General features: G+C 50.1%; 16 protein-coding genes and 1 tRNA gene. 9 read left to right on the plus strand and 8 right to left on the minus strand.

The genetic code is table 11. From position 1 onward, the window contains the following. Positions 1-15: 15 nt before the first annotated feature. A complete protein-coding gene (locus ASJ33_RS00540; RefSeq protein WP_041331632.1) occupies positions 16-1,848 on the plus strand; it encodes a TIGR03960 family B12-binding radical SAM protein in 1,833 nt (610 codons plus the stop codon). A gap of 70 nt (positions 1,849-1,918) precedes the next feature. On the opposite strand, the gene gyrA is transcribed toward ASJ33_RS00540, so the two are convergent. Beyond that, positions 1,919-4,348, minus strand: a complete 2,430-nt coding sequence (gyrA, locus tag ASJ33_RS00545) for a DNA gyrase subunit A (protein ID WP_041331633.1) — start codon at positions 4,346-4,348, stop codon at positions 1,919-1,921. A gap of 3 nt (positions 4,349-4,351) precedes the next feature. Then, a complete protein-coding gene (locus ASJ33_RS00550; protein WP_023652950.1) occupies positions 4,352-5,158 on the minus strand; it encodes a tetratricopeptide repeat protein in 807 nt (268 codons plus the stop codon). A gap of 213 nt (positions 5,159-5,371) precedes the next feature. Here ASJ33_RS00550 and ASJ33_RS00555 point away from each other — a divergent pair, with 213 nt between their 5' ends. Further along, positions 5,372-5,590: a NifU family protein gene (locus tag ASJ33_RS00555; RefSeq protein WP_012882743.1), complete on the plus strand. Its 219-nt coding sequence runs from the start codon at positions 5,372-5,374 to the stop codon at positions 5,588-5,590. A gap of 56 nt (positions 5,591-5,646) precedes the next feature. On the opposite strand, the gene ASJ33_RS00560 is transcribed toward ASJ33_RS00555, so the two are convergent. The 3 genes from ASJ33_RS00560 to ASJ33_RS00570 all read right to left on the minus strand — a co-directional run bounded on the left by ASJ33_RS00560 (position 5,647) and on the right by ASJ33_RS00570 (position 8,384). After that, entirely contained in the window at positions 5,647-6,864 is a 1,218-nt protein-coding gene (locus ASJ33_RS00560) for an aspartate kinase (RefSeq protein WP_012882744.1), read from the minus strand. A gap of 112 nt (positions 6,865-6,976) precedes the next feature. After that, positions 6,977-7,180, minus strand: a complete 204-nt coding sequence (locus ASJ33_RS00565) for a hypothetical protein (RefSeq protein ID WP_012882745.1) — start codon at positions 7,178-7,180, stop codon at positions 6,977-6,979. Between the two features lie 22 nt (positions 7,181-7,202). Beyond that, positions 7,203-8,384: a cofactor-independent phosphoglycerate mutase gene (locus ASJ33_RS00570; protein WP_041331634.1), complete on the minus strand. Its 1,182-nt coding sequence runs from the start codon at positions 8,382-8,384 to the stop codon at positions 7,203-7,205. 72 nt (positions 8,385-8,456) lie between these two features. On the opposite strand from ASJ33_RS00570, the gene ASJ33_RS00575 reads away from it, so the two are divergent. Then, positions 8,457-8,534 (plus strand) — tRNA-Pro (locus tag ASJ33_RS00575). 2 nt (positions 8,535-8,536) lie between these two features. On the opposite strand, the gene mazG is transcribed toward ASJ33_RS00575, so the two are convergent. Beyond that, positions 8,537-9,331 carry a nucleoside triphosphate pyrophosphohydrolase gene (gene mazG / locus ASJ33_RS00580; RefSeq protein WP_041331635.1) on the minus strand — a complete coding sequence of 265 codons (795 nt, stop codon included), beginning with the start codon at positions 9,329-9,331 and terminating at the stop codon, positions 8,537-8,539. Positions 9,332-9,443: 112 nt separating this feature from the next. Next, entirely contained in the window at positions 9,444-10,142 is a 699-nt protein-coding gene (locus tag ASJ33_RS00585) for a zinc metallopeptidase (RefSeq protein ID WP_041331636.1), read from the minus strand. Positions 10,143-10,280: 138 nt separating this feature from the next. Between ASJ33_RS00585 and rpsT the strand changes: the two genes are divergently transcribed. From rpsT to ASJ33_RS00600, 3 genes are all read left to right on the plus strand, one after another. After that, positions 10,281-10,547, plus strand: a complete 267-nt coding sequence (gene rpsT / locus ASJ33_RS00590; RefSeq protein WP_010937308.1) for a 30S ribosomal protein S20 — start codon at positions 10,281-10,283, stop codon at positions 10,545-10,547. 100 nt (positions 10,548-10,647) lie between these two features. Beyond that, complete coding sequence (gene lexA, locus ASJ33_RS00595) at positions 10,648-11,292, plus strand: transcriptional repressor LexA (protein ID WP_012882749.1); 645 nt, start codon at positions 10,648-10,650, stop codon at positions 11,290-11,292. A gap of 14 nt (positions 11,293-11,306) precedes the next feature. Beyond that, positions 11,307-11,888, plus strand: coding sequence for an aldolase (locus tag ASJ33_RS00600; protein WP_041331637.1), 582 nt, complete (start codon positions 11,307-11,309; stop codon positions 11,886-11,888). Here ASJ33_RS00600 and fmt read toward each other — a convergent pair. Next, entirely contained in the window at positions 11,885-12,832 is a 948-nt protein-coding gene (gene fmt, locus ASJ33_RS00605; RefSeq protein ID WP_023652959.1) for a methionyl-tRNA formyltransferase, read from the minus strand. The genes ASJ33_RS00600 and fmt overlap by 4 nt on opposite strands. Positions 12,833-13,115: 283 nt before the next feature. Between fmt and dnaA the strand changes: the two genes are divergently transcribed. The 3 genes from dnaA (at position 13,116) to nadD (ending at position 16,657) form a co-directional block, all read left to right on the plus strand. Then, positions 13,116-14,450: a chromosomal replication initiator protein DnaA gene (dnaA, locus tag ASJ33_RS00610; RefSeq protein WP_041330305.1), complete on the plus strand. Its 1,335-nt coding sequence runs from the start codon at positions 13,116-13,118 to the stop codon at positions 14,448-14,450. A 330-nt stretch (positions 14,451-14,780) separates the two neighbouring features. Continuing rightward, entirely contained in the window at positions 14,781-16,055 is a 1,275-nt protein-coding gene (gene obgE, locus ASJ33_RS00615; RefSeq protein ID WP_041330307.1) for a GTPase ObgE, read from the plus strand. Beyond that, positions 16,043-16,657, plus strand: coding sequence for a nicotinate-nucleotide adenylyltransferase (nadD, locus tag ASJ33_RS00620; RefSeq protein ID WP_041330309.1), 615 nt, complete (start codon positions 16,043-16,045; stop codon positions 16,655-16,657). Before obgE ends, nadD begins: the two co-directional genes overlap by 13 nt. Positions 16,658-16,688: the final 31 nt, after the last annotated feature.

The raw sequence follows: 16,688 nt of genomic DNA on the forward strand, positions 1-16,688 counted from the left end.
CAGAGAGGAACGCTTTTGAACTACCCCGAACATATTCTCCATCAGGTTGAAAAACCCGGCCGCTATACCGGCGGGGAATGGAATTCCGTTTGCAAGGAATGGTCTAAAACCCCGCTTAAGGTTGCCCTGAGCTTTCCCGATACCTATGAAATAGGCATGTCCAACCTGGCCATACCCCTGCTTTACGATATTTTAAACCGCAACACCGATATTCTGGCCGAAAGGGTTTTCAGCCCCTGGCTGGATATGGAAAACCTTATCCGTGAGAGAAAACTTCCCTTTGTCAGTCTGGAAAGCGGCCACCCCGTAAAAGAGTTTGATATCTTGGGTTTTTCACTGGGGTATGAGCTTACCTATACCAATATACTGAATATGCTTTCTCTGGCAAGCATACCCATGCTTGCCGCCGAAAGGGGAGGGGATTTTCCGCTGGTGATTGCCGGCGGCAGCTGCAGCCTCAACCCCGAACCTCTGGCAGATTTTATAGATGCTTTTGTAATAGGTGATGCCGAAGAGGCAATACAAGACCTGTGCCAAGCCGTCCTTGATGCCAGAAATTATAACCTTAGTAAAGACCAAATGTTGCGGGAACTGGCCAAAATCCCCGGTATTTACATACCCTGCCTGTATAAGGCCGAATATAACCCTGACGGTACTTTGAAATCCATCACCCCCACCACACCTGAAGCACCTCCCGTAATAAACCGCCGCATTTTGCCCGCTTTGCCGCCGCCAACCGTAAAACCGGTAGTACCGTATATAGAGGTGGTACAGGACAGGGGAGCGGTGGAGATAAGCCGCGGCTGCAGCCGGGGTTGCCGTTTCTGCTCTGCCGGCATTATTTACCGCCCGGTCAGGGTACGCCCGGCGGCAGAGGTTGTAAGTGCCGTTGAAGGCATAATGGATAACTGCGGTTATGATGAAATTTCCTTGCTTTCGCTGAGCTGCTCGGACTACCCGGGTATTGAAAATCTGGTAAAAACCCTGGCGGAAAAATACGCAGACAAACACCTGGCCCTATCACTGCCCAGTTTACGCCTGACCCCAGATTCGGTCGGGCTGGTAAACGTGCTGGCGGGTGGGCGTAAAAGCGGGCTTACCTTTGCACCCGAAGCAGCCAGCGAGCGTCTCCAGCGGGTTATAAATAAACTTACCTCTGAGGAAGAGCTGTGTGATACCGCCTGTACTGCCTTTGAAAGCGGCTGGACCAGCTTCAAGATGTATTTCATGATAGGATTGCCGACTGAAACTGACGAAGATGCCGCCGCTATCTGCCAAATGGCAGGCAGGGTAAATGCCCTATCCCGCGGCGCTCCCGGACGCCGCCCCCAGATACGCCTGAGCCTGGCCTCATACGTACCCAAAGCCCATACCCCATTTCAGTGGGAAGCCCAGCTGGATGAGGAATCCCTCTACCGCAGGGCGGATATAGTAAGGCAGGGGCTGAAACGCTGGGGAATAAAGGTTTCCTGGTCTGATACTAAAATGAGCCTGCTGGAAGCCGTGTTTTCCAGAGGAGACCGCCGTCTGGGCAAAGTGATATATACCGCCTGGCAAAAGGGTGCCAAGTTTGATGCCTGGAGTGAGTGCTTCAATTTTACCCTTTGGCAGGAGGCTTTTGATGAATGCAGTTTAAGCCCCTCGTTCTATGCCCACCGCAAACGCCCGCTTGACGAAACGCTGCCCTGGGGGCATATAAATGCCGGGGTAAGTGCCGAATTCCTGAAAAAGGAATATGCCCGCTCAGTGGAAGGGCAGGATACGCCTGACTGCCGCGAAGGCAAATGCCATGCCTGCGGACTGGAAAAAACGGTAACCGAATGTAACAACCGCCTGCACAGAAAATAAACAGCCAGGTAAAACGCCAATAAAAAAGGGGGCTTTAAAGCCCCCTTTGTGTTTAACAGTAATATTTCAGCTAAAAAGTAGCCACCGCAACCACCCGGTCGCCTTCCTCAAGGCGCATTACCCTGACACCCTGAGTGGCTCTGCCCATGATGGGTATGCCATGAGAGGGATCTTCTTCTTTGACCTGAGTACGGGTAACCATGCCGTCAGCGGAGATAAGCATCATCTGGTCAGTCTCGCTGACTACCTTTGAGGCCACAACCTCACCGGTTTTGTCTACAACCTTGAAGTTTATAACCCCGCTGCCAGCCCGGTGCTGCTGGGGGTATTCCTCTATGGCAGTCAGTTTGCCGGCACCATTTTCGGTTACAGTTATTACCAGCGTACCCTCCTGGGCAACGTCCATACTTACTACTTCGTCCCCTTTAGAAAGGACTATAGCCTTGACACCGCCGGAAGCCCTTAGGCTGGTACGGAGTTCGCTTACCGGGAAACGGATAGACTGCCCCAGACGGGTAGCCAGCAGAATATCTTTTTCCTCAGTAGTTTCAACCGCCGCCACCAATTCATCCGAAGTAGCCAAATCCATGGCTATCAACCCTGAAGAACGGACTGCGGTAAACTCCTGAAGTGAGGTCTTTTTGATTTCACCTTTATTGGTAGCCATCAGCAGGAAATGGTCTGCCGGGAAGCTCTTTAAGTCCAGTATGGCGGTTATCCGTTCGTCCTGTGTAACAGGTATCAGGTTTACGATAGCCGTACCCTTGGCAATGCGGGAGGCATCATCAGGTATATCAAAACAGCGCAGGCTGAATACCTTGCCCCGGTTGGTGAAAAAGAGCAGGGTATCATGGGTATCTGAAACTGAAAGGAAACGGACTGCATCTGCTTCGCGGGTGGGCATACCCATTATGCCGGTACCGCCGCGGTGCTGCAGGCGGAATACATTAGCCGGCACCCGTTTGATAAAGCCCCTTTCACTCAAAGTAACTATAACATCCATATGGGGTACCAGATCTTCCTCACGGAATTCTATAACACCCTGATTGGAAATCTCGGTGGCACGGGACTGGCCATAGCTCCCTCTAAGGTCTTTGGCGTCTTCTTTTACCAGAGCATAAATCTTTTCAGGGTGAGACAGCAAATCTTCCAGATAACCTATGCGTTTCATAAGCTCGGCGTATTCGTCCAGTATCTTCTGGCGTTCCAGATTGGCCAGACGGCGAAGCTGTAAATCCAGAATAGCTTGAGCCTGGATTGCTGAGAAATCAAACTCAGCCATCAGGTTTTTGCGGGCTGTATCACCGTTTTCGGAACTGCGGATAATGGCAATAATACGGTCAATAAAATCCAGCGCCTTTTTAAGACCTTCCAGTATATGGGCGCGGTCTTTGGCGGCTTTAAGTTCAAACTGACTCCGACGGGTGATAATAAGGTGGCGGAAGTCTATAAAGTTTTTAAGCACTTCTTTCAGGCTGAGTACCTGCGGCTGACCGTCTACCAGCGCCAGCATGTTTACAAAGAATGAGGTGCGCATGTTGGTATGTTTGTAGAGGCTGTTTAAAACCTGCTGGGGTTCGGCATCACGTTTAAGTTCAATAACTACCCGCATACCCTGCCGGTCAGATTCATCCCGCAAGTCAGAAATGCCTACCAGCTTTCGGTCCTTGACCAATTCGGCAATCTTGGCTACCAGTTCGGCCTTGTTTACCTGATAGGGAATTTCGGTAACAAATATAGCCTTGCGGTTGTCCACTTCGCCGATATGGGCCTTGGCTTGTATAACAATTTTGCCTTTACCGGTAGCATAGGCACTCTTTATACCGTCAGTGCCCAGTATAGTCCCGCCGGTAGGGAAGTCCGGTCCGGAAACAAACTGCATCAGTTCATCTACGCCGCAATCAGGGTTGTCAATAAGGTAGCAGATGGCCTGGCAGAGTTCCGCCAGATTGTGGGGAGGTATATTGGTTGCCATACCCACCGCAATACCTGAACTGCCGTTCATAAGCAAATTGGGTATACGGGCCGGAAGCACAGTGGGTTCTTCCAGCGAGGAATCGAAGTTGGGCATAAAGTCTACGGTATTTTTATCTATGTCAGTCAGCAGCTGTTCAGCTATCTGAGCCAGGCGGGCTTCGGTGTAACGCATTGCAGCCGCGGGGTCATTATCCACGCTGCCGAAGTTTCCCTGACCATCTACCAGCGGATAGCGATAGGAAAATGGCTGGGCCATACGTACCATAGCGTCGTAAACAGAAGAGTCACCATGGGGATGATATTTACCTAAAACTTCACCCACGATACGGGCACTCTTTTTATACGGGGTATTATGCTTCATGCCCAGGTCATTCATAGCATAGAGAATGCGCCTCTGTACCGGTTTCAGACCATCCCGCACATCCGGCAAGGCACGTGAAACGATTACACTCATAGCATAATCAAGGTACGAACCCTTCATTTCATCTTCTATATTTATCGGCCTGGTGTTACCTGTTACCATATTCTAAACCTCCAGATCACCCTCGTTTTCATCATCAGTATATGTCTGGCTTTCAGCCTCAGCTTCTTCTGCCATCAGTTCAGTTTCATCTACTTCTATCTCGTATCCGCCTTCTTCCTTGTCACTCTCATCAGGCTCGGTGCCGGCAGAGCTCTTGGAAAGCCCTCTGGACGAGAATGAAGGTATACCCATCTGCGAGGGATGCTGGAAGGTTTCCCTGATAATAACCACCAGTTTTTCTTCATTGGAACTGATGACGGTGGCTGAATATTTATTGCCGCCCTTCATCAGTTTTATCAGCCGCTTGGAAGTAGGTATATCAACCATACCCAGCACTTCCCCGCCGCAGTTTTCCACCCACAGATTCGCACCGTCTATCCGCAGACAAAGCTGGTCACCAGCTACGATTCTGGCCAGTACCCCTTTGGGAGCCAGACGGGTCAGGTTTATTACCCCGGCTTTGCCGATTTCTTCAAGAAAATCCTGGGGCTGAACCCGGTGAATGACCGGCCCAGCCGTTGTATTTTCCTTGCTGAGTACTTCCAGCCGGTGCAGATTTTTTTCAGCTATTACATTATAAGGATCTATTTCTCTGGCACGGGTATAGGCAGCAATAGCCTCCGGATAAATAGCCAGCTCCAGATAGGCCCGCCCCAGACGGTTAAATGCTTCCACATCATTCGGGAACTGGTCAATAATTTTTTTATTAACCTCCACCGCCTCTTGCCAGCGTCCTTCCATGGCTAAACTTACAGCCTGTTTACTGCTCTGGCGCTTGAGTCTTAGCTGTTCCTCTTCTTGATATGCCATAGATTCCTCATTTTTAGTTATTTGCTAAACGAGTAGTTATTTTACTGTATGCTAAACCCGTCTACAAGTATGAGAAACCCGTTATCTGGTTATTATACTCCAAATAGCTTAAAAATTCGCTTTTCAGGCGGGCAAATTGACACCATTTCTATGCTATGGTACTGTAATTTATAGGTGTTTTAATAATTTTTATACTGCTGGAAGGAGCTACTAATGCTGGAAAAAGTAGAAGCCGTTCTGGATAAAATCAGACCGGCCCTGGAAGCCGACGGCGGCAATGTTGAACTGGTAGATGTTGTGGACGGAGTAGTAAAAGTAAAACTGGTTGGCGCTTGTGCCGGCTGCCCCATGTCTACAATGACCCTGAAAAACGGCATTGAGCGTATCCTGAAGCGCGAAATACCCGAAGTCAAAGAAGTAGTGGCTGCCTAAAGCAGCCACTCTCTTTTTATACAGATTAAATCTTTCGTTTATATCCTTTGAAACCTCTAGTCTTTTTCCATCTCAAAGGCTTTGTGTATAGCCCTTACCGCATCTTTTACCTTGTCTTCTTCTATAATGCAGGTTATGCGAATTTCCGAAGTGGAAATTAGCAAAATATTTATACCGGCATCTGACAAAGCTTTGAACATGCGGGCGGCATAACCGGGGGCATTTAACATACCCGTACCGATAATACTGACTTTACCTATCTTGGAATCACTCAGCACTTCTCTGGCCTGAATTTCCTTGGCAATAGGACCTATAACCTCCAGCGCCTTGCCCAAATCTGACTTGGTTACTGTAAAGGTGAGGTCTGTTATATGGTCCTGGCTGGAGTTCTGGACTATTGTATCCACGCTGACTCCGGCTTTGGCCAGAGGTGCAAAAAGACCGGCCGCTATGCCCGGCTTGTCAGGCACCCCTAGTATGGTTATCTTGGCAACCTCAAAATCATGGGCTATACCGCTGACCTTGTTTCGTATTTCCATATTTTCCCCTCCATGTATCAGTGTGCCGGGATTTTCATTAAAACTGGAAGCTACCAGAATAGGTATATTGTACACCTGACCTATTTCCACCGCTCGCGGGTGCATTATTTTTGCCCCGTAAGACGAAAGTTCCAGCATTTCTTCATAACTTATTTCCGAAAGACGCCGGGCATCCGGTATCAGGCGGGGGTCAGCGGTATAAACGCCATCCACGTCTGTATAACGTTCGCATCTGCTGGCACCCAGACTAGCCGCCAGAGCAACCGCAGTGGTATCAGAACCGCCACGCCCCAGGGTGGTAATATCCTGGCAGTCCGAAATACCCTGAAAACCGGCCACGATGACAACCCTGCCTTTGTCCAGCTCTTCATGAATACGCTTGGGGTCAATGCCGGTGATTCGGGCTTTTGAATGAGCCGAATCTGTGCGTATACCCGCCTGCTGGCCTGAAAGGCTAATCGCATCCTGCCCCATATTTTTAAGCGCCATAGCCAACAGGGTGCTTGAGACTATTTCACCGGTAGAAAGCAAAACGTCCATTTCCCGCGGTTCGGGACAGTCATTAAGCTTGTGGGCAAGGGCAATCAGGTCATCTGTGGTGTCTCCCATAGCCGAAACCACCGCCACTACATCGCTGCCCTTCTGGCGGGCGGCAATAATCCGCTTGGCTACGTGTTTAATTCTTTCAGCATCACCAACCGAAGTGCCGCCGTATTTATGAACTACAATTGCCATACTAAACCCCAAACAATCTGTTTATATTTTGCCTGTCCGTTTTGTTGACTGCGCAGGCTTAAAAGCCGGATTTTGTCCTATATTATAAACCTTTAGCCTGAAAATAAAAGGCTCAGGCGCGGCTGCCCCACCAAAGAACAAACATGATTATCACCAAAACCACCGCCCCGACTATAATCCAGGTAAAAAGGCTGCGTTCCACGCTCTTGCGGCGGGCATTTCCAGCCAGCCGCCTGCGGGTGCAATCCACACAGGTACAGGCCGGGGGATGCCCGTTGTACATGGCGTTCCGGTATCTGTCATCTTCTCTGGGCATATTTATCTACCTCTAACTAAATCTACTTGAGAAAAGTCTGCATCAGATTGCAGCCCTTTTCAAATATTATACCTGTTTTAGCCGCTTCTTTCTCTGTAAAGCGGTAGACACCGTTAGAGGCAAAACCTTTGCCCCACATCAGGAAGGGTACCGGCTCTGCCACATGGGTTTTAAGTTCAAGCGGGGTAGGGTGGTCCGGCGTAACCAGCACCCGTATATCTCCGGGATAAGCCAGAAGCTGGCCAACCATAAGCTCATCTATAAGCTCTATTGCCTTTACTTTATCTGCCAGGCTGCCGGCATGACCGGCTTCATCCGGCGCTTCTACATGGATTACCGCCAGGTCATTATCCCCAAGTGCCAAAAGGCCGCCCCGCATCTGGCCGGAAAAATCATTGTTAAGGCCGTCTGTTATGCCGTTTAATTCCAGTATTTTCATATTCATCATAATACCCAGCCCCCGCAGCAAATCCACACCTGAATTTAAAACTGCATCCAGCCCGTAAGCCTTTTTGAAAGAGGGCATGGGCGGGATAGGGCCGCTGCCCCAAAACAGCCAGATGGAATTAGCCGGCAGTTTACCCTGACTCTGGCGGCGGAGGTTTAGCGGGTGGTCTTTGAGTATCTGCTGGGAGGAGCTGATAAGCTGGTTTAAAATAAGGCTGCCCTCACCCTGCGGCAAATACGGGGATACCTCACGGTCGGAAATATCGTGGGGAGGGGTGCAGAGCGCTTTGGCCGTATCACCCATGCCCTTTAGTTTAAGCAGGTGGCGGTAATTTACCCCGGGGTAAAACTTTACCCGCTCACTGCCAAGCTCTTTGGCTACTGCCTCAAGCAGTTCGGCAGCCTCTTCGCTGGAAATATGCCCGGCCGAGTAACTGGCCATTTTGCCGTCTATTACAGACACCAGATTACAGCGGAAAACAACCTCGTCAGGGGCAACATCTACCCCCATGCTGACCGCCTCTATAGCCGCCCGCCCTTTATAATATATTTCGGGGTCATACCCCAGCAGGGACATGCAGGCACAGGCAGACGAAGGCTCCATTCCATGCGGCACATTGGCACTTTGGCCCATAAAGCCGTTTTTGGCCATTTTATCCAGATTGGGGGTGCGAGCCAGTTCCAGTGCGGTTTTGCCGCCCTGTTCCTTAAGCCCCCAGCCGGAAGCACCGTCAGTAATAAGTACGCAATATTTCATTTTATTTAACCCCTGCTTGCTTTAGCTTCAAGTTGCCCTTATAAGCAATTGTCTCTATAATAGTAAATCTGGCGGGGCGTAGCGCAGCCTGGTTAGCGCGCAGCGTTCGGGACGCTGAGGCCGGAAGTTCGAATCTTCTCGCCCCGACCATTCTAATCTGCTTTTTCCCCGTTTTCTTTCTTTTTAGCCGCCTGCCAGAGTTCATTCTGCTCGGTAAAGCTCAGTTTAGATATATCTTTGCCCATGTTCCGGCAAAGTTCTTCCATGTGTTCAAAGCGGCTGTAAAAACGTTTATTCGCCCCCCTGAGGGCAGACTCCAAATCTATACCCTGTCTGCGGGCATAATTGGCCAGGGTAAAGAGTATATCCCCGAATTCCTTTTCTTTTTCAGAAAGGGTAGGGGCAGAGCCGTATTCGGCTATTTCTTCTCCCAGCTTTTCCAGCACCCCTTCGTCTTCTTTCCAGTCAAAACCCACTCTGGCCACCCGTCCCTGTATTTCCTGACTGTAACTCAGAGCCGGCAGCTGTTTGGGTACACCGGAAAGCATGGGCTTGTCATGACCGCGTTCAGTCTTTTTAATCTCCTCCCAGTTATGCAGAACTTCAGCCGGAGACGTAAATTTAGACTGACTGAATACATGGGGATGGCGGCGGATAAGCTTGGTATTTATAGCCTCTATCACGTCACCCATGTTAAACTCTTTGGCTTCAGCGCCGATTTCAGCATGGAAAACTATCTGGAGGAGCAAATCACCCAGCTCACCGCAAAAACGCCCCGTGTCTTCTGCGTCCAAGGATTCCAGCACTTCATAGGTTTCTTCAAGCAGGCTGTCCCGCATGGATTTATGGGTCTGCGCCCTGTCCCAGGGACACCCCTCCGGACTGCGAAGCATATGCAGAATCTCCTGCAAACTTTCAAAACTGCGCAGGTCTTGCGGCTGTTTCATGGCATACCCCCTAAGACTACTGGTGTGATTATACGTTTATAACCCTTAGCTTGACAAGAAAAAGCCCCGCTTTAGGGCGGGGCTTTGAATGGATAAGCGTCGGATTAAATATTTAGTCTCTCCGCCCGAACCCTACCAGCATAAGCACAAAATAAAGCAGCTGGCCTACCGCCTGAAGCAAAGCCGCCACGTAAGTAAGGGCTGCCGCACCCAATACTGCTTTGACCCCAGCTGACTCTCTGACCGAAACCAGTGAGCCGCCGCTAAGCATAGCCATGGCCCTGCTGGAAGCGTTAAACTCCACCGGCAGGGTAATGAGCGAAAATATTACCGCCACCGCAAATAAAGCAACCCCCGCCCAGGCAACCGGAAGCCCGAAGGACAAAGAGAAGCCATACAGGAACAAACCCACCAGTACCAGAATGAAACCGAACTGACTGCCGAAACTGGCCACCGGGAAAAGGGAATTACGGACTTTCAGGGGGGCGTAAAACTCCCTGTCCTGAACGGCATGGCCTACTTCATGGGCAACAATACCTATAGAAGCCACCGAAGCGGTATTAGCTACTTCGGGAGACAGCCTGAGTACCTTGGCTCTGGGGTCATAGTGGTCTGAAAGCTTGCCCTTGGTAAGCTCCACCTGAACATTTCCCAGCCCGTGTTCGTCCAGCAGCCGTCTGGCCGCCTGAAGACCGCTGAGACCGGCCAGATTGCCCACTTTGGAATATTTTTTAAAAGAACTGCTTACCCGCCACTGGGCATACAGCATCAGCGCCAGGGGAGGCAGCATAAACAGCAGATACAAAAACATGATATGCTCCTTAGGTTACATAAATATATTATATTTTAACAGAAATATCCCAGCCGATAAAGGCGGTGTGCCTGCGGTTGCATTTGGGTTGCATATTTGCTATATTCCATAGGTACATTTTATTGGAGGTAGACTCACTTGCCTAACACAAAATCTGCGGAAAAAGCTTTGCGCGTAGCAGATGCCAACCGTCAGGAGAACCGCCGGGCCAAGAGCCAGGTAAAGACCAGCCTGACCAAGGTCAAGAAACTGGTTGACGCCGGTTCGCTAACCGAAGCTGAAGCCGCTGCTGTGTCCGCTCAGAGCACTTTAGATAAGGCTGCCGAAAAGGGCATTCTTCACCCCAAAAACGCCGCCCGCCGCAAAAGCCGCCTGATGAAAAAGCTCAACCAAGCCGCTAAATAACTCCGCTTTTTATTTGCGTTTTTCACCTTCCTTTGTGTATTGACAGGGAAGGTGTTTTTGATTTATTATGTAGAACAAGTGTTCTTATGCGGGGACAGAGTTGACTTTGAAACTGACCACCAGACAGCGGGCTATGATAGATTTTATTGCCCGTTTCCGCCGCCGTTACGGATATCCCCCCAGCATACGGGATATTGTAAACGGCTGTAATATCAGCTCTACCTCTGTGGTTGATTATAATCTGAAAATCCTGCAGAAAATGGGGCTTATCCGCCGTCAGGCTGAGATATCCCGCGGGATTGAGCTGGTGGGCACGGAAGAAACCGAAGAAGGGCGTATAAGCATACCGGTTATCGGCCAGATTGCCGCCGGCATCCCCATACCCGTTCCCGAATCAGACAGCTTTGCGGTAGTCACTTCTGACGAAAATATAGAGGTGACCGAAGACCTTACCCGCGGCCGGGAGAATATCTACGCTTTGCGGGTTAAGGGCGTCTCCATGATAGAAGATTTGATAAATGACGGAGACCTGGTAATAATGCAGCACACCCAAACAGTGGACAACGGCGAAACGGCTGCTGTCTGGCTGAAAGACCAGAAAGAAGTCACCCTGAAAAAGGTTTATATGGAACCGGGCAGGGTGCGCCTGCAACCGGCCAACCGCACTATGCCGCCCATATATACCCAGCCGGATAATGTTGAAATACAGGGGCGGGTTATAGCTGTAATCCGCCAGATGGATTAGGGGACAAGCCGGCTTTGAATAGACAAATACCCCCTGAAACCCTGAACTGGTTTATACAGGCCGGAAAACTGCTTTTCAGCAGGGGGCTGGTTTCTTCGCACTCCGGCAACCTTAGCCAGAGACAGCAGGACGAGCTTTACATAACCAGAACAGGCAGTTCGCTGCCCCTCTTTGCCGAAACAGACCTGATACTTACAGGTATAGATTATGATGACCAGTTTACCCCACTTGCTTCAAGTGAACTGCCGGTACACCGGGCTATTTACCGCCGCACTTCCGCCAAAGCCATAGTCCATGCCCACCCGCCGTATGCGGCCGCCCTTTCCCTGCTTGAGGCGGAAATAATACCGGACTGCGGTGAGGGACTTTATTGTATGGGGGCTATACCGGTTATCGGTTTCGGGGAGAGGGTTCACCCCGGCGGTATGGCGGAAGAAGCAGCCCAGGCACTTGAAAATCGCAAGATTATAGTAGTAGCCGGGCATGGCAGCTTTGCCATAGGGGAAACTATTGAAGAAGCCCTGAAATACACCTTTGCTTTGGAAGAAATGTGCCAGGTGACTTATTTAGCCCGCCAGCTGAAGCGGGCTTGCTAAACCCCCAGATAAGCCCCGTCAAAGTGGCGCTGACCGCGCAGGAAATCTGCCGCAGAGCAGGCGGCTTTGCCCTCCAGCTGAAGCCGGATTATCTCAAGCTCTCCCGAAGCTGAGCCGACCATTATTCTGTCACCTTCATAAACCCTGACCTGAGACGACTGTAAGCCCAAACCCAGATTTTGGGGGCTTGCTTCCAGTATTTTCAGGGTCTTTTGATTATATAAAGTAAAAACACCCGGCCAGGGGAAAAAAGCCCTTACCCGCCGTTCAATTTCCGCTGCCGGAGTCTGCCAGTTTACCTGCCCCATTTCCTTAGTGACCATACCGAAATAAGTGGCCTTTGCATTATCCTGAAGCTCCGGCTGGGGCAAAGAGGGAATCCGGCTTAATAACTCTAAAAGCAGACAGCCGCCGATAAAGGCCAGTTTGTCAGCCAAAAGCGGTGTGGTATCTTCCGGGCGGACAGGTATCGCAGCCCGGGAATAAACCGGCCCGGTATCCAGCCCGGCTTCCAGTTTCATCAGGGAAACGCCGGCCCATTCGTCACCCCCCAGCAGAGTTGCGGCCACCGGGGTTGCCCCTCGGTAACGGGGCAGCAGGGAGGGGTGGATATTTAAGACCCCGTATGCGGGTATATCCAGCACCGTCTGGGGCAAGATAAGGCCATAAGCCGCCACTACTATTACATCCGGCTTAAGCTCACTTAAGACTGCCTGCTCTTCAGGTTTCTTAAGGCTTTGGGGCTGGTAAACCGCCAGTCCGTGTTCCAGTGCCAGTGCCTTTACCGGGGGAGGACAAAGCTCACGCCCCCGCCCGGCCGGACGGTCAGGCTGGGTATAAACCCCGCAGATATCATATCCTTCGACAAGGAGCATCTTAAGCGGAGTAAGGGCAAATTCGGGGCTGCCCATAAAAACAATCCTGAGTTCATTCATCACCGCCATTGTAACACCGCCTAATTACCATAACAACTTTATTTTGATTTATGCACCTATGAGGGCAGAAAGAGGCTAAAAACAGACATATCAGTGAGATTTGGAGAGTAAGGGAGTGTCAAGTGACCTTCTATCCCTGCCACAGGCACCTTGCTTGTTGTCAACCGCCATTGTTACTATTTATCTAGTCTTTAACAGATTGGTACTTATTCTTACAGGGGTGGATCATTTTCATGGTAGAGTGCTTACCCCCTTGATTTCAAACACGGTTTAATTACTGGGAGGGATATTTTTGTCTATTCGGCCTGCACAAGAACTGTGGGAAACAGCCCTGGGGGAAATTGAACTTCAGGTAAACAAGCCCAATTTCCGCACCTGGTTTGCCAAAACTGTCGGCCTTAAGTACGATGGCAGTGAGTTTATTATAGGCGTTCCCAATACTTTTGTAGCCGAATATCTAGAGATCAATCAGCGTTCGCTGATTGAAAAAACCCTGATAAATATTACCCACAGCCCGGTTGAGCTGGGTTTCCAGCTTGTCCAGTCCGCTCAGGTACAGGCTAGCGCTCCCCAAACAGCCAGAGAGAAAACTGTTTCGCCCTTTAACCCCCGTTACACCTTTGAATCCTTTATAGTGGGCTCCTGCAACCGCCTGGCTCATGCCGCTTCGCTGGCCGCCGCCCAGAATCCCGGCAAGAGCTACAACCCGCTTTATATCTATGCGGCAGCCGGTTTAGGCAAGACCCATCTTTTACAGGCTATCGGCCATCTGGCAAACTTAAACCGCCGCAAGGCCCTGTATGTCAGCGGGGAACAGTTTACCACTGATTTTATATCATCTATCCGAAACGGCCAGACAGAAGAGTTCCGTGCCCGCTACCGGGATGTAGATTTATTGCTGCTGGATGATGTCCAGTTTATCGGCGGCAAGGAGCAGACCGAAGAATGCCTGTTCCATACCTTTAATGACCTGCATAACTCCAACCGCCAGATAGTTATTTCAGCGGATTCACCCCCAAAGTCACTGCCCCAGCTGGCCGAAAGATTGCGTTCCCGTTTTGAGTGGGGGCTGACTATTGAGATTGAACCGCCTGATGAAAAAACCCGCTTTGAGCTTTTACAGCTTAAAGCCGAGCAATCCGGTGCCGAACTTAATATGGATACCCTGGAGTATCTGGCACAGGAAGTAAAGCATAATATCCGTGAATTGGAAGGCAGCCTTAACCGGGTGCTGGCTTATGCCCGCCTGTTAAGGGCAACCATTACCCCTGATCTGGCCGCCAGAGCCCTTTCAGATATCGGCTCACGCCCGATCAGGGAAAACAGCCCTCTCCGTCCCGGTAATATAATTTCAGCCGTATCCCAGGTATTTCAAGTACCGACAACCGAACTTTTGGGTGCCGCCCGTGACAAAGATACGGCTCTGGCCCGTCAGTTTGCCATGTTTATGCTTAAGCAGCAGAATTCGGCCTCTCTGGTAGAAATAGGCCAGTCTTTGGGGGGAAGAAGCGCTTCCACCGTCAGCCACGCCTGCGATAAAATCCAGCTGGAGCTGGAAAACAGCGCTTTTCTTCGCCTGAAAATGTCTGAGGTTCAAAACCACCTTTCCCAGCAGCGTCTTCCTTGATACCTGTAATCCGCTGTTTCTTGCCGCCCCTTCCGCAGTTGATAGTTTCCCCTTAATAACAGGCTGTTTGCCAAACGCTTTTGCCGGTTTTTCTATTATTTTTAGACAGTAGTTCTATAACTTTGTTATATTTTTCGATAACTGGACTAAATTTTCTATAACTTTACGGGAACTCTGCTTTGGAAAACGCACTCTGTGCTTAAAATAGAGTTTTTACTCGTAAAGCCTTATTATTAGTATTTCTGATATACTTAAAAAACAAACAAGTTAAAGTTAATGGGATTTCGATAACCGAAGAGTTTGATAACTTTTTAGATAAGGTGTTTTGATATGTTTGACAGAGTAGAGATAAGGATAAAGGCTGGAGATGGCGGCAGCGGCAAGGTCAGTTTCCGCCGTGAAAAATTCGTTCCTTACGGCGGGCCGGACGGGGGCGATGGCGGGGATGGGGGCAATGTATATCTGGAAGCTGATTCCGGGCTTTACAGCCTTTTAAATTTTAAGCATAAACGGGTGCACAAGGCGGCCAATGGCGAGAATGGTATGGGCAGCCGCTGTACCGGCCACAACGGGGCTGACCTGGTGATAAAAGTGCCGGTTGGTACGGTTGCTACTATTGTGGAAGAAAACGGCCAGAAACGGGTTCTGGCTGATTTGGCCGCTGACGGAGACTGTACTCTGATAGCCCGCGGGGGACAGGGCGGACTGGGTAATACCCACTTTGTTTCATCCACCAACCAAGCCCCCATGCTGGCTCAGAAAGGCCAGCCGGGCGGCGAATATGAGCTGATATTGGAACTGAAACTGATTGCCGATGTGGCTATTATCGGCTATCCGAATGTGGGTAAGTCTTCACTGCTTTCACTGCTTACTGCGGCCAAACCCAGGGTGGCTAACTACCCGTTTACTACACTGTCACCGGTGATGGGTGTAATTCAAAGGCCGGAGGGTGCCTTTGTTATGGCGGAAGTACCCGGCCTTATTGAAGACGCCCATCTTGGCAGGGGGCTTGGTCATGACTTTTTGCGTCATATTTCCCGTACCCGCATGGTTATCCACCTGCTGGACGGGACTTCGGATAACCCCATAGACGATATGATAAAGGTCAACAGCGAGCTGTACCTTTATGACGCCTCTTTGTCGGAACGTCCACAGGTGGTGGCGGTAAATAAAATAGATGACGAACTGGTACAGCTTAGACGGGAAGAGTTGACAGAGATCTTTAAAGAAGCCGGGCTGGAGGTATTTTTTATTTCTGCCCTGACAGGCGAAGGGGTGGAGGTGCTTTTAACTAAAGTAGCTGAAAAGCTGGCTATTCTTAAAGCGGCAGATGCACCTGAAACAGAAATTGACCATGAAATCAAGGTGTTCAGGCCTGCCCCCAAGGGAAAAATGGGTTTCCGTATAACCCGCCTGGAAGACGGCTGGCAGGTTGAAGCGCCTGAAATTGAACGTATTATTGAGCACTCTGATATTGAAGATTTGGAGGTCAGGCGGCAGATAATGGTGCTTCTAAAACACCGGAATGTCCAGCAGGCTTTAATAAAGGCCGGGGCAGTTATCGGCCAGAAGATTATAACCGGCAGGATGGAATGGTATCTTTAAAAACAGGCATATTGGGGGGGACTTTTGACCCCATTCATACCGGCCACCTGATACTGGCAGAAGAGGTAAAAAAGAGGCTGGGGTTGGATGAGATTATTTTTATACCCACCGGCCAACCATATTACAAAGCGGACAAGACTATCAGCCCGGCAACAGACCGCCTAAACATGGTTAAACTGGCTATATCCGGCAAGCCCTATTTCAGGGTTATGGATATTGAAATAAAACGAAGCGGGCCTACCTATACGGCAGATACTTTAAACGACCTGAAGCTTATTCTGCCCGAAAAGACCGAACTTTACTTTATATTGGGCTGGGATAATCTGGAGGCTTTGCCGCGCTGGCATAAAGCTCCGGAAATAATACGGCTCTGCCAGCTGGTGGCTGTACCCCGGATAGGGCAGGTGAAACCGGATGTAGACGAACTGGATGATAAACTGCCCTGTTTGCAGCAGAGCCTTATTATGCTGTCCAAGCCGGAGGTAGATGTCTCTTCGTCTCTGGTAAGGGAAAGGGTGGAAAACGGACAGGGCGTGGAACATCTGGTGCCTGAGGCAGTGGCTGCTTATATCAAAGAGCACGGTCTGTACCATAGGCAATAAAGCCGCTATTTTAACGTCAGACAAAAAATAA

It is taken from the genome of Dehalococcoides mccartyi (genome assembly GCF_001889305.1).
Taxonomy (GTDB): Bacteria; Chloroflexota; Dehalococcoidia; order Dehalococcoidales; family Dehalococcoidaceae; genus Dehalococcoides; species Dehalococcoides mccartyi_A.